Source organism: Kitasatospora sp. NPDC004723 (assembly GCF_040609255.1).
Taxonomy (GTDB): domain Bacteria; phylum Actinomycetota; class Actinomycetes; order Streptomycetales; family Streptomycetaceae; genus Kitasatospora.
On record NZ_JBEXJT010000066.1, the window covers coordinates 1 to 11,667 of the forward strand.

Genomic DNA, 11,667 nt, shown 5'->3' on the forward strand with positions numbered 1-11,667 from the left:
CCCTCAAACGCGCCCAACACCACAACTGGCCACCACCACAACCGGCAACAGTCACGATCACCCAGCGAGACACAACTTAAGTCACCGGCATTGGGGCTAGACCGACCTAGGCTGGTTGCCCTACCGTCGGACGTGAAAGAACCCCCGGGGCCGCGTAGGACCGGCACCGGGGGTCAACCGCCGAATGCTTATAGGAGCACTCGACATGTCTGACCTTACCTTCTGGGTTTGGTGCGTTGGAGCCGCCGGCTGCTTAGCTGCTGCTGCGGTCCTCGCGCTCTGGCTGACCCCTGATGCCACTCCCAAGGGGCGTCACCGGGCGACCGGGGACTTGATCCGGATCGACCTGAAAGGGCTTCGGGCCCCTGCGTACCACCACCGTCCGGCGCCGGTTGCGCCCCGTGCCGAACTGGCACCTCGACCCGCCGTGCTGCCCGCGCCGGCGGTCGTGCCGTCCCTGGTCCCCACCCGGCAGGAGATCGAATCCGCTGTGATCGAGCGGGAGCGGCGTGCCGTGCACGTTCCCGAGGCGATCGAGCCGGCGCCCGTGACCGTGGTGCCGCTGTGGGAGCGGGATGAAGAGCGCCGTCGAGTTGAGCGCCGACGCGCCCTTGTGGCGGCTTCCAAGGGGCTTCCCGATCCCGGTTACTCGTATGAGGGTGCGCACGCCCTCACTGGGGCGGTGGCGTCATGACTCCGGCGACCACTCGAAAGCCCGTGTGCGGCGCTCGGAGCCCTGGCCGCACGTCTTCCTGCGCACTCGCCCCGTTCCACGGAGGTGGTCACGTGAACGCGCTCGGGGAAGGCTGGCCGCGCGTCGGTCCGGTCTACTGCGCCCGGTGCGGGAAGGAAGCCATGAGTCCGGTTGCGGGCGGCCATGAGGAGGCGGCGACCGGTCCCGGGTTCACGAGGTGGGTGTGTTCGCCGAACTGCCGCTAGCAGAGCAGACGTTGCCCCGCTCGGACCGTATCCGGGCGGGGCATTTCGCTGCCTGGACTTGCGGAGGGGCGGCTGGGCGTGGCTGAGACGGTGGCGGTGACCGGCAACTGCGAGTAACTTGGACGGCTCGATCGGCCGTTGGCAGCCCCGGGAGACTTGTGCTCGGGGGCTTTCGCCTGTGTGTTCACCATATGGCCGTGTCGCTGTCGGTGCGGTGTGGTATCGATTTTCAGACAGCCGATGCCCATCGGCGCGGGGGTGCTCGGACGGGTATACGGGGAGCGGCAGGCATGTCGAACTGGCGTGACGGCGGCGACGAGAGCGGGGACGTCTTCCTTGGCGGCGGGCCGACGGTCGAAGGGGTGGACTATGAGGCCGCCTGGCTTGAGGCTAGGGCCGCAGCGATCCATCTGAACTCGGTGCTCGCGGCGCTGGGGTTGCAGGGCGATGATCAGGTCAAGGCCCAAGCCGGCTGGTCGGACGACGGCCACGGCGTGGTGTTCCTGAGAGGAACGCTCTCGGGCGCGCGGAAGCTCGGCGCCACGCTCGACCGCATGGCGACCCGGGACGGCGCTGTCGACGACGCGGATCCCAACCCTGAGGCGTCGGCAGGTAGCTGATCACCATGCCGGGCTGCGTGTGGCCGTCGGGAGCCCGGCGCCCGGCCGGGACCGGCCGTCAGGCCGCATGCCCGGCCGGGGCGCCATGGGCGACCGGCGGCGCTGTGCGCCGCCTCTTGAGTGAGTGAAGAAAGTATTCGACGCTGCCGACTACCCCACCACGGGGCGATGGGTGATCGTGAGCTGCGTTGCGGCTGCGGTCATGGTGAGGGTTTCGAGCATGAGGGGGCGGGCGTCGGCCTGGGTGCGGGTGACGCGTTGGGAGACGAGGAGTGGGGTGTTCTCGGGAACGTGGAGGGCGGCGCGTTCGTCGGGGTTGGGCATGCGCGCGCTGACGGCCTCGTGCCATTCGATGGGTCCGTGTGCTGCGGCCAGTGCGGCGTAGGCGTCGGTGTTGAAGACTTCGGGGCGCTGGGCGAGCACGGTGCTGGTGATCTGCTCCATGGGCAGCAGGCCTGAGTAGCGGGCCCGGACTCCGCTGGACTCATGGGTGTAGAGCCGCTGCACCAAAAAGGCGGCTTCCCCTTCGTCGGTCTCCAGGGTTGCCGCCGCGCTGGGTTCCAGTCGCACTCGATAGACCGTGGGCGTCTCGGCGTCCTGCCAGCCGGCCGGGCAGTGGTACTGATCGCCGTTGCAGATGACCGTGCGCTGAATGTTGATCGTCGCGTTCTGCTCGGGCTGCGGTCCCCGGACGAACGTGCCGCGCCCCTGCTGGACATCGAGCAGCCCGTCCGCCCGCAGCTCGGCGACCGCTTGGCGGACGGTGGGGCGGGAGACTCCGTAGAGGGCGGTCAGCTTGTCCTCGGTCGGGATCTTCTCGCCCGGTTTCCAGGCGCCCTTGGCGATGGCCTTGCGCATCTCGCTGGCCACCTGCTTGTAGAGCGCCTGCCCTTTCACAACCGCCACTTCGGCCCCCTCGGCCCCATTGGTGACGGGTCGTTCGTATCCGTCACGTTCGTTTTCCAACGGACATCGGCGCTGCTCAGGCTGCGTGCCGCGACCTGAATTCAGCAGTCGTCAGGATGATTGCCCTTGCGTCCGGCGTCAAGGGGGCTCATCATCGTGGTCCCGCACAATTCATCATGACGACTGACCTATCTGGGGGGTCGTCCGGGAGGGGTGAGTAGGGCATGACCTTGAAGAATCTCCCGTTGGACGCTGGGCGGCTGGGTGTCGCTCTGTGCGTTTCCGTGGAGGCTAAGACCGTTCCCGAGACGGGTGAGGTCAAGGCGGACCGCGACGGGGTTCCGGTGTGGACGGTCGGCGTGGCGGTGCGGCCGGAGGGGCGGCGGACCGCGCTGATCGAGGTGGCGGTGAGCGGTGAGCCCACGGGTGTGATGGTCGGTCAGGTGGTGAGCCTGGAGGGCCTGGAGGCGTTCTGGTGGGAGATGAACGGGCGCGCGGGCCTGTCGTACCGGGCGGACTCGGTGGTCCCGGCGCCGCCGCCGGCGCGTGCGGCCCGGCAGTCGGCTGATTCCCGTGCCGTTGCTGGGGGCTCGGAGTGAGCAGGGCGGATCGCACCTGGCTGGACCTTCGGGAGCGGTTGAACGACCTGGGGGCCTTCGCGGAGGAGATGCGTCCGGACATGGACTGGGGGCGGGCCCGCTTCCTGTACGCGATCATCGCGCCGATGGCGGAGGACGCGGCCCGTCTGGCCCGGGACCTGGAGGGCGAGCTGTACGTGCTGGCGGCCAAGCACGGGGTGATCCTGCCCCGGTCGGACCCGGGCGACGGTGAGAGCCGGTGAGCGAGGAACGGTGGAAGGCCCTCGTTGGACCGGGGCGAGCAAGGAAGGAACCTCGGCCGGCCGTGCCGGGCATGGCGGACTGGAGTACCCGGGCGTGTGCCTTCCTCCTGGAGGTCTCGATCGCCGGGGGGATCATGACCACCTACACGGCTCTCCTGTACTACGCGCGCCCGCCGTTGGCGCTGCTGCAAGCCGTGGCGCTGCTGCTGAGTGTGCACCTGGAGCCGGTGTACCGGTTCCTGTACTGGGCGCTGCCGCTGGTGTTCCTGGTGTGGCAGTGGGCGGTGCGGGGTCGGACGGGGCAGTCGCTGGGGCAGCGCGTGATGCGGATCGTGACGGTGGATGAGGACACCGCGCGTCCGCTGGGTCCGGCCCGCTCGATCGTGCGGAGCCTGCTGCACGTGGTGGATGTGGCGCCGGGGTTCTTCGGGTTCGTGCGTCCGCTGGTGCATCACCGCCGGCAGACGTGGGCCGATCAGATCAGCCGGTCGGTGGTCGTGGACATCGATGTGATCAACCAAATCGCGGAGGTGAGGAAGTGAGCACGATCGAGATGGCGGCCGGGGCGTCGGCGCCGCCGGTGGTGTGGGCGGCGGGTGTGCTGGGGGTGGTCGCGCTGCTGCTGGCGGTGGTGTCGCCGGTGCTGCGCAACCGGGTGCCGAACGTGTGGTGGCCGTTGTGCGGGTACCCGGTGGCGGTGCTGCGGTTCTCCTGGTCGTGGCGCAAGCTGGCGGACGTTCAGGGCCTGTCGGTTCCCCGGCGTCCCGCCGTGGCGTTGCTGGGCAACGTGGTGGTTCAGGGGCGGGCGTTGAAGCCGGTCAAGCCCCGTGCGGGGATGCCTCGTTGGCAGCGTGGCGGGATGACCGTTCGGGTTCGTTTGCACGCGGGCCAGACTCCGGAGGCGTACGCGGCGGCGTGTGAGGCGATGGCTCATGCCTGGCGGATGTTCGCGGTGCGGGCGGTGTCCGACACGCGGGGGACGGTGTGGTTGGTGGCGAACGCCTGGGATCCGCTGGGCATGCCGGCGGAGCCGTTCCGGGGGTCGGTGGGGCTGCTGACGGCCGTGGTCGGGGTGTGGGAGGACGGTGGGCGCTGGCTGGTGAACCTGCGGCGCGTTCCGCACTGGCTGATCGTGGGGGCCACGCAGTCGGGCAAGTCCACGCTGCTGGCGTCGTTGGTGGCGCAGTGGGCCCGGCAGCCGGTGGCGATGGTCGGCATCGATCTCAAGGGCGGGATGGAGCTGTCGTTGTTCGGTCCGCGCTTGACGGCGTTGGCGACCAGTCGCGGTGAGGCGGTGGAGCTGCTGGACCTGTTGGTGGAGATCACCATGGGCCGGATGGCGCTGTGCCGGTCGGTGGGGGTGCGCTCGGTGTGGGAACTGCCGGACAAGCAACAGCCCGTGCCGGTGGTCGTCCTGGTGGACGAGGTCGCCGAGTTGTACCTGACGGCGGCCAGCGCGGACAAGGCCGAGGTGTCGCGGGTGGCGACGGCGCTGCTGCGGCTGGGGCAGCTCGGGGCCGCGCTGGGTGTGCACCTGGTGATCGCCGGCCAGCGGTTCGGCTCCGACCTCGGGCCGAGTGCGACATCGTTGCGGGCGCAGTTGGCGGGGCGGGTGTGCTTCCGGGTGTCGGACAAGGGCACGGCGGAAATGACCCTGGGTGACCTCGACTCCGGCGCGGTGGACGCGGTGCAGGCGATCCCGGTCTCGATGCCTGGTGTCGCGGTGGCTTACGGTGCGGCTGGCGGCGGTTGGATGCGGGCCCGCTCCCACCTGGTGACCCCGGAGCAGGCGCAGGAGACTGCGCGGCGGTTCGCCCATCTGACCCCGGCCGTCGGCCAGTTGTACGCCGGGGGTGCCGCGTGAACTTCGCGATCCCGTTGACGGCGTTCCTGTTCGTGATCGTCGTGATGATGGTCCGCTCGCGTGAGCTGAAGATCTGGCAGGTGATCTTGGTGGCGGCGTTCGGGTTCTTCCTGGCCCGCACCAACCTGGCCGATCCGATCGAAGCGGCGGTGCGGTGGTTCGTCACGGGCCTGACCCACTCCGGCGACCCGTCGACGCCCGTGGTCCCCAACGGCCCGGCCATCACCATCGAACCCGCTGTCCCGCCCGCTGCCCCGCCCGTTGTCCCGCCGGCTGTCCCACCCGCCGTCGTCGGTCCTCCGACCGCCTGACACCCCGCCTCCCGCTTCTTTGATCGAACTGGAGTTCCCATGGATCGACCACGACCACAGCCCTCCGCGTCCGTGTCGTCCGTTGCCCTCGGTCATGCCGGGTTCTGCCCGGTGTGGCCGGGGCGGCCCGTCTTTCCCTGGAGCCATCCCCCATGAACGGTCTTCTTGGTGATCCTTCGGCCCGTCGCGCCTACCTCGGGCTGGAGGAGCGGCTGCGTGGCCTCAATGAGGTGGACCGGGACTTGGTTCGCCTCGGGCAGATGCCGGGCTTGTCCCGGTGGTTGGAACAGGTGGCGGCGACCGGTGGGTGTGCCCGGCCGGTGTACCTGCGGGGCATGTCGGAGACGTTCGACGCTGTCTCGGGTGCGCTGGTGCGCCGGTACAGCACGGAGGGTGAGCCCGGGGAGCGGCTGGCGCTGCGGTGCAGGAATCGGCGGTCCTCGCGGTGCGGGCCGTGCTCGTGGCTGCATCAGGGTGACAGCTGGCACCTGGTGCACGCCGGTCTCGCCGGAGGCAAGGGTGTCCCGGCGGAGGTGCGTTCGCACCCGACGGTGTTCCTGACGCTGACGGCGCCGTCCTTCGGCCGAGTGCACCGTGCGGGCCGCTGCCACCCGGAGCGTCCCGGCGCTTGTGCTCATGGGCGAGCGTTGGGGTGTGGGCGGGTTCATCCGGAGAACGGTGCTCTCGTGGGTGGGCCGTTGTGTGTGGAGTGCTACGACTACCCGGGGCACGTGCTGTGGAACGCCCACGCGGGGGCGTTGTGGAAGGCCTTCACCGACAACGTGTATCACCACTTGGCGGCGGCCGGGGTGGGCCGGTCGGCGGTTCGGCGCCTGGTGCGGGTGTCGGCGGTCAAGGTCGCGGAGTACCAACGCCGTGGCGTCGTGCACTTCCACGCCGTGGTGCGCCTGGACGGTCCGGCCGGCGCCACTGACCGGCCGCCCTCGTGGGCGACGGCCGACGTGTTGGTGGAGTCGGTCCGTACGGCGGTCGGGGCGGTCGCGCTGGCTGCCCCGGTCTCGGATGCTTACGGGGAGCGGCGTCTTCGCTTCGGTGTGCAGGTGGATGTGCACGAACTCCGCGGTGAGGTGGATTCCCCGGAGACGGGTGAACGGGTGGCCGCTTACGTGGCGAAGTACACCACGAAGGGTGCGGAGGCTGCGGGGGCGGTCGACCGGCGGGTGACGAGTGCGGCGGAGATCCGGCTTCTGCGGGTGTCGGATCACATGCGGGCGCTGGTCGGGGCCTGCTGGCGGTTGGGCGGTCTGCCGGAGTTGGCGCACCTGCGCTTGAGGGCCTGGGCTCACATGCTCGGCTTCCGGGGTCACTGCCTGACCAAGACCCGGTCCTACTCGACGACGTACCGCAGTCTGCGGGCGGAGCGGGGGGACTACGTTCGTGGCGCGCCTGCTCCTGAGGGTGAGGTGACCGTGGGCTCCTGGCGGTTCGCCGGAACGGGGTACCGGCCCGGGGAGGCCGTGATCGCTGAGGGAATCGCCCTCGACCTTGAGCGGACCCGAGAGATCGCCCGTGACCACGCGCCTCCCGGGTGGGTGGGTGGGGCGCGGCGGCGCGGTGGCGGGGCTGAGGGCATGGCTCGGCCGGCGAGCGGTGCCCGAGATGGATGATCACCAGGGGGGCGTGCCCGCCATCGTTCCTGACCCGAGTGCGGATGATCGGGACTGGGAATGGGCGATAGAGAATGCGCGAAACTCGCCGGAATGGTCAAATGAGCAATGGCGGCGCATGAATGAGATCCTTAATCTTCGGATTGAAGAATCCCAGTAGCACCGCCATAGCCCTACCGAACTTTTCGCGACTAATCCTCGGCGTTATATACGGGGACAAGTCGGTCGCGCAGTGGCACCCTGGCGCCTTTACCTACGGGAAGAACCACCAGGGCCGCAAGCGCGTTTTCGACGAAAGCTCGCCTCTCTTCAAGGGTGACATTTGGCCGGTTCCACTGTTCTTCAATGTCCACCGGCTTCGCTCCCGAATGTTGGGCGATCCACTTTGCGCGCTGCTTGCGGAGCTTCCGTTCCTCGGCTTCATACTCGGCGAGATCCCTGTAATAGCTCGCCGCGCTGATCTTTCCCCCTCGATGCGCCTTCTTGGCTTCGGCCATATTGTCAAGGACGGTGGCGAGCTTCTTCTCATGCGGCCACTGTTCGGATGAGGCCTTTGCTCTGCGCCGCGCCGATTCCTGCCTGTGCTTGGCTATCACAATCTTTCGAATAAGCTCGTCGACGTCGGGCCCTGGGGCGGAAACACCATGGCAATCGCCACAGGTGTAGTTGAAAAAGCCCGGAGGCTTTTTCTTGTCATAGGATTTAACTCCGCGCATGCGGCCGTTGCACTCGCTCTTTCCGCACCTGAGCGTGCCGCTTCCGAGATAGGTGCGAGAATTAACGGCGGTGCCGCGTCCCGGCCCGGATTCGAGGATCTCGCATATATCCTCCCATTGCTTCACGGTCAGGATTGCGTCATGTACACCCTGGACCGGCTGCCCCTTCTCGTCGTAGACGGGGACCATGCGCCGACGCTCGGCCTGTGTCTCCTCGTCGTACTCGATTTCAGTTCGGGACCTGTATCCACAAATCCGAGGATTGCTCAGAACCAACTTGAGCGACATGGTGGTCCATTGGGATCCACTGGCAGTCAGAATTCCCTTACGGCGCCATTCAGCCACGATAGGGTTCCACTGGCGCGCCGTGATGATCTTCTGGGCTGCATCGCGCAGAAGCTTTGTTTCCTCGGGATCCAAGGTCCGCCGATCCGCCATCCACCCAAAGGGGCGCGGTCCGCCGGCGGGTATTCCCGCCTGCTGCATTGCTCGATGCTTCCGACTGACGCGCCGTGCGGTGTCTGCCGACGCTTTGTTGTTCATCGCGGTAATGACTCGCGCCATGGCGCGACCATTGTCCGTCAGCAGATCGAGCGATCCGGTGATGTCGATAATCGGGACGCCGTAGCGCTGAACGACGTCAATGCAATCCTCAAGGTGGCGCGGATCACGAGTGAGACGGTCGATGTCATAGACAATGAGGCCGTCTATGCGCTTGCCGTTCGGTGCGCGGCGGGCCTTCAAGTCATTTAAGGCGCCATCCAGTACGGGGCGAATTACGCGATGGACCAAGGTTCCGTCAGGCAACCTGACGCGACGCCGCTTCCATGCAGAGGTGTCCGGCTCGCGATAGGTCCAGACGTAGGCTCCTCCACGCCGCTCAACAAATTCTCGGTCGTCCTTCTCCTGTTCATCGGTGCTCTTGATGTCCCGGCCTGTCAGGTACGGGATTCGTCCGGGCTCGTCCTCGTCGGGAAGATCCCCCTCCTCCTCCTCCGTGGACAAGCGCGTGAGGCCTGCCCAGTTCATGCCTTCGAACCGACCTTGTTGCACTCGCGTGATCAGGTCTTTGTCCATACCTAGAAACTACATTCGCGCTACCACTGTGCCCAGTTGTAGCGGTAGTTGGACGGCCACGGGTCGCCCCAGTAGACCCAGTTGTTGCCGGTGTCGTACCCGTACACGACGTGCATGTGGCCGCCGCCGGAGCTCCACTGGATCCGGGTCTCGACCGGCCGGTCGGCGTTCACCTCGGTCTGCACCGTGCTGTAGCGCAGGTAGCCGGTGACGTACGAGCCCGGGCTGATCCCGATCCGGCTCAGGCCGTTCTGCACATCGCCCAGCGTGGCCTGGCTGTTGGGGCAGGCCGAGCTGCCGGAGCGGCCGAACGCGGCGTTGCAGAACCCGTTCTGGCTGTAGTTGTAGCCGTAGAAGGTGGCGATGGTGTTGCCGCTCGCCGCCCAGCACCAGTTGGTCTGCTGTTGCTGCTGCATGGTGATGTCGAGCGTCTTGTAGGTGCCGGCCAGATCGGCCGTGGCACCCGCGGCGGCGGGCCTGACCCGCGGCAGGGGGGCCGCGGGAGCGGCCTGGGCGGGGGTGACGGCCGCGGCGCTGAGCGCCGGGCCGAGGACGCCGAGCGCGAGCACCGAGACGGCGCGGCGCAGGCGTATCCGTGTGACGGACATGGGGGATGGCCTCCTTGCGGCAGGCAGAGGAGTCGAGAGGTGTGGGGGTGCGGTCCGGATCGCGTCACCGAGCATCGCGCTGTTGACATGGCCGGTCAACGGCCCTCGGGCCCCGCCCGTCCGGGTGTGAACGGGCCCGCCCCGCTGTGAACGCCGGCCCCGGAACCCCCGCCGGGAGCGTCAGGACCGGTGACAAACCCCCCTCCACATGTGAACATTCACGACCCGGGCCCACCGCACGGGCCCCGCCGGGCCGCCCCCACCGCCCCGCCATCCGAGGAGGCCGCATGCAGCGGACCGACCGACCCGACCTCGTCACCGCGCTGCGCACCGGCCCCTTCGACCTCGCCCTGCGCACCGCCATCGCCGCCCGCGGCCTCGCCCTGCACCGCATCCGCGACCACCTCGCGCAACGCGGCGTCCACATCGGGGTGACCAGCCTCAGTTACTGGCAGCAGGGCCGCCGCCGCCCCGAACGGGCCGAATCGCTGCGCGCGGTCCGGGAGTTGGAGAAGGTCCTGGACCTCCCCGCGCACTCCCTCACCCGGCTGCTCGGCCCCCGGCGCGCCGCCCCCACCGCCCCGGCCGGCCCGCCCGTCCGCCCCTACCGCGACCTCATCACCCCGCCCACCGCCGTCGACGACCTGCTCGCCGAGCTGGCCGGCCCGCGCGACAGCGGGCTGCACACCATCACCCACATCGAGCGGATCCGGATCGGCGCCGACCGCCGGCTCCGGCGCCGCGACTCCCAGCACGCCCTGCGCGCCCACCGCGACGGCATCGACCGCTACCTCGCCATCCACCAGGGCGACCCCGGCAGCGACATCACCCGGGTCGGCGTCCGCGCCGAGGAGAACTGCCGCCCCGGCCGCATCCGCCGCGACCAGGCCCACGACCTGCTGATCGCCGAACTCCTGCTGGACCGCCGACTGCGCGCGGGCGACACCCATCTGCTCGGCTACGGCTTCGACGACGCCCCGGCGCCCGAGCCCAGCTGCGAGTACCTCCGCGGCTTCCACTCGGGCGCGGGGCAGTACGTCCTCCAGATCACCTTCCACCCGGCCGCGCTGCCCGTGCGCTGCCACCGCTTCGCCCGCCGCTCGCCCGAGGAGAAGCCCTACGAGAGCGAGGAGCTGACCCTCGACGGCCACCGCTGCGTGCACCTGGTCGCCACCGCCGTCGGGCCCTGCATCCTGGGCATCGGCTGGGACTGGGAGTAGCCCCGGCCGATGCCCGGGGCGTGGGTTCCGGGTCTTCGCCGGTCGCCGTCGGCCGCCGTCGGTCGCGGTCAGCCGCCGAAGGCCAGCTCCAGACAGTCCTCCACCGGCCGGTAGCCGATCTGCTGGTAGATCGAGTTGCTGGTCGGGTTGGAGAGGTCCGTGTACAGCAGCACCTCCGCGGCCCCGTCGGCCAGGGCGGCGGCCGAGGCGGCGGCCGTGACGCCGCTGGCGTAGCCCCGGCCGCGGGCCTCGCGCGGCGTGTAGACCGGGCCGATCCGGGACATCCCGGCGACGACCGCGCTGGCCCCGGCCACCGCGACCGGCCGGCCGCCGTCCTCCCACAGGTGCAGCTGGCCGCCGGCGGTCCGGTCGTCCACCACCATCGCCGCGTCGGGGATCCGGATGTCCACCTCGGCCGCGAACGCGTCGAACCAGCGGATCAGCAGCTCGCGGTCCGCCGCCCCGGCGAGCCGGGGGCGACCGGCCGGCGGGCGCGGCGGGTCGGTCAGCTCGCCGAGCCGGTAGAGGCGCTCCTCGGTCTTGACGGTCGGGGTGGCCCCGGTGGCCCCGGCCCACGCGTCACCGAACGCCCGCACCGCCGCCACCCCGCCGCCGACCCCGGCGAGCGCGGTGAACCCGGCCCAGGCTCCGGCGAGTTCGACGGCCAGTTCGGCCGCCGCCCGCTCGGGCATCAGCCCCAGCCGCGGGGCGAACGGCGGGGTCTGCAGGAACACCCCGGCGACCGGCCCGTCCGGCTCGGGGCGCCACCAGCCGAACACCGGCGCGCCGGCGCCGTAGTAGTGGAGGCCGCGGGCCGCCAGCCGGTCCGTGATCGTCAGCAGCACGGTGTTCTCGGCCGGGTTGGCGCCGAGGAAGCCGCCGGCCTGGGCGCGGAAGTCGTCGAGGGAGGTACTGAGAGTCCAGGGCATGGCCCATC

The 11,667-nt window shown here is 69.5% G+C and carries 13 protein-coding genes; 9 read left to right on the top strand and 4 right to left on the bottom strand.

Going from position 1 to position 11,667, the window contains the following annotated elements; genetic code table 11:
• Positions 1-205 precede the first annotated feature (205 nt).
• Together ABZW10_RS35995 and ABZW10_RS36000 are read left to right on the top strand one after the other, a co-directional pair.
• Complete coding sequence (locus tag ABZW10_RS35995) at positions 206-694, top strand: hypothetical protein (RefSeq protein ID WP_355374998.1); 489 nt, start codon at positions 206-208, stop codon at positions 692-694.
• Positions 695-1,229: 535 nt separating this feature from the next.
• On the top strand, positions 1,230-1,559 hold the full coding sequence (locus ABZW10_RS36000; RefSeq protein ID WP_355375001.1) for a hypothetical protein: 330 nt from the start codon (positions 1,230-1,232) through the stop codon (positions 1,557-1,559).
• A gap of 150 nt (positions 1,560-1,709) precedes the next feature.
• On the opposite strand, the gene ABZW10_RS36005 is transcribed toward ABZW10_RS36000, so the two are convergent.
• Entirely contained in the window at positions 1,710-2,525 is an 816-nt protein-coding gene (locus ABZW10_RS36005) for a GntR family transcriptional regulator (protein WP_355375004.1), read from the bottom strand.
• Positions 2,526-2,749: 224 nt separating this feature from the next.
• Here ABZW10_RS36005 and ABZW10_RS36010 point away from each other — a divergent pair, with 224 nt between their 5' ends.
• The 6 genes from ABZW10_RS36010 to ABZW10_RS36035 all read left to right on the top strand — a co-directional run bounded on the left by ABZW10_RS36010 (position 2,750) and on the right by ABZW10_RS36035 (position 7,109).
• Positions 2,750-3,064, top strand: coding sequence for a hypothetical protein (locus ABZW10_RS36010; RefSeq protein WP_355375007.1), 315 nt, complete (start codon positions 2,750-2,752; stop codon positions 3,062-3,064).
• On the top strand, positions 3,061-3,306 hold the full coding sequence (locus ABZW10_RS36015; protein ID WP_355375010.1) for a hypothetical protein: 246 nt from the start codon (positions 3,061-3,063) through the stop codon (positions 3,304-3,306). Before ABZW10_RS36010 ends, ABZW10_RS36015 begins: the two co-directional genes overlap by 4 nt.
• A 71-nt stretch (positions 3,307-3,377) precedes the next feature.
• Positions 3,378-3,848 carry an RDD family protein gene (locus tag ABZW10_RS36020; RefSeq protein WP_355375099.1) on the top strand — a complete coding sequence of 157 codons (471 nt, stop codon included), beginning with the start codon at positions 3,378-3,380 and terminating at the stop codon, positions 3,846-3,848.
• Entirely contained in the window at positions 3,845-5,170 is a 1,326-nt protein-coding gene (locus tag ABZW10_RS36025) for an FtsK/SpoIIIE domain-containing protein (protein ID WP_355375013.1), read from the top strand. Before ABZW10_RS36020 ends, ABZW10_RS36025 begins: the two co-directional genes overlap by 4 nt.
• Positions 5,167-5,481: a hypothetical protein gene (locus ABZW10_RS36030; RefSeq protein ID WP_355375016.1), complete on the top strand. Its 315-nt coding sequence runs from the start codon at positions 5,167-5,169 to the stop codon at positions 5,479-5,481. The genes ABZW10_RS36025 and ABZW10_RS36030 overlap by 4 nt, the downstream gene beginning before the upstream one ends.
• Positions 5,482-5,633: 152 nt before the next feature.
• Entirely contained in the window at positions 5,634-7,109 is a 1,476-nt protein-coding gene (locus ABZW10_RS36035; protein ID WP_355375019.1) for a replication initiator, read from the top strand.
• A 191-nt stretch (positions 7,110-7,300) separates the two neighbouring features.
• On the opposite strand, the gene ABZW10_RS36040 is transcribed toward ABZW10_RS36035, so the two are convergent.
• Complete coding sequence (locus ABZW10_RS36040; protein WP_355375021.1) at positions 7,301-8,902, bottom strand: recombinase family protein; 1,602 nt, start codon at positions 8,900-8,902, stop codon at positions 7,301-7,303.
• Between the two features lie 20 nt (positions 8,903-8,922).
• Positions 8,923-9,510, bottom strand: a complete 588-nt coding sequence (locus tag ABZW10_RS36045) for a papain-like cysteine protease family protein (protein WP_355375024.1) — start codon at positions 9,508-9,510, stop codon at positions 8,923-8,925.
• Between the two features lie 287 nt (positions 9,511-9,797).
• On the opposite strand from ABZW10_RS36045, the gene ABZW10_RS36050 reads away from it, so the two are divergent.
• A complete protein-coding gene (locus tag ABZW10_RS36050; RefSeq protein ID WP_355375027.1) occupies positions 9,798-10,730 on the top strand; it encodes a hypothetical protein in 933 nt (310 codons plus the stop codon).
• A gap of 68 nt (positions 10,731-10,798) precedes the next feature.
• Here the strand turns inward: ABZW10_RS36050 and ABZW10_RS36055 are convergent, their stop codons facing one another.
• Entirely contained in the window at positions 10,799-11,659 is an 861-nt protein-coding gene (locus ABZW10_RS36055; RefSeq protein WP_355375030.1) for a GNAT family N-acetyltransferase, read from the bottom strand.
• Positions 11,660-11,667 lie beyond the last annotated feature (8 nt).

Bases quoted from the DNA above. Each gene is read 5' to 3' on its own strand.
- ABZW10_RS36020 (WP_355375099.1), top strand. From the start codon at position 3,378: ATGGCGGACTGGAGTACCCGGGCGTGTGCCTTCCTCCTGGAGGTCTCG.
- ABZW10_RS36000 (WP_355375001.1), top strand. From the start codon at position 1,230: ATGTCGAACTGGCGTGACGGCGGCGACGAGAGCGGGGACGTCTTCCTT.
- ABZW10_RS35995 (WP_355374998.1), top strand. From the start codon at position 206: ATGTCTGACCTTACCTTCTGGGTTTGGTGCGTTGGAGCCGCCGGCTGC.
- ABZW10_RS36050 (WP_355375027.1), top strand. From the start codon at position 9,798: ATGCAGCGGACCGACCGACCCGACCTCGTCACCGCGCTGCGCACCGGC.
- ABZW10_RS36045 (WP_355375024.1), bottom strand. From the start codon at position 9,510: ATGTCCGTCACACGGATACGCCTGCGCCGCGCCGTCTCGGTGCTCGCG.
- ABZW10_RS36040 (WP_355375021.1), bottom strand. From the start codon at position 8,902: ATGGACAAAGACCTGATCACGCGAGTGCAACAAGGTCGGTTCGAAGGC.
- ABZW10_RS36035 (WP_355375019.1), top strand. From the start codon at position 5,634: ATGAACGGTCTTCTTGGTGATCCTTCGGCCCGTCGCGCCTACCTCGGG.
- ABZW10_RS36055 (WP_355375030.1), bottom strand. From the start codon at position 11,659: ATGCCCTGGACTCTCAGTACCTCCCTCGACGACTTCCGCGCCCAGGCC.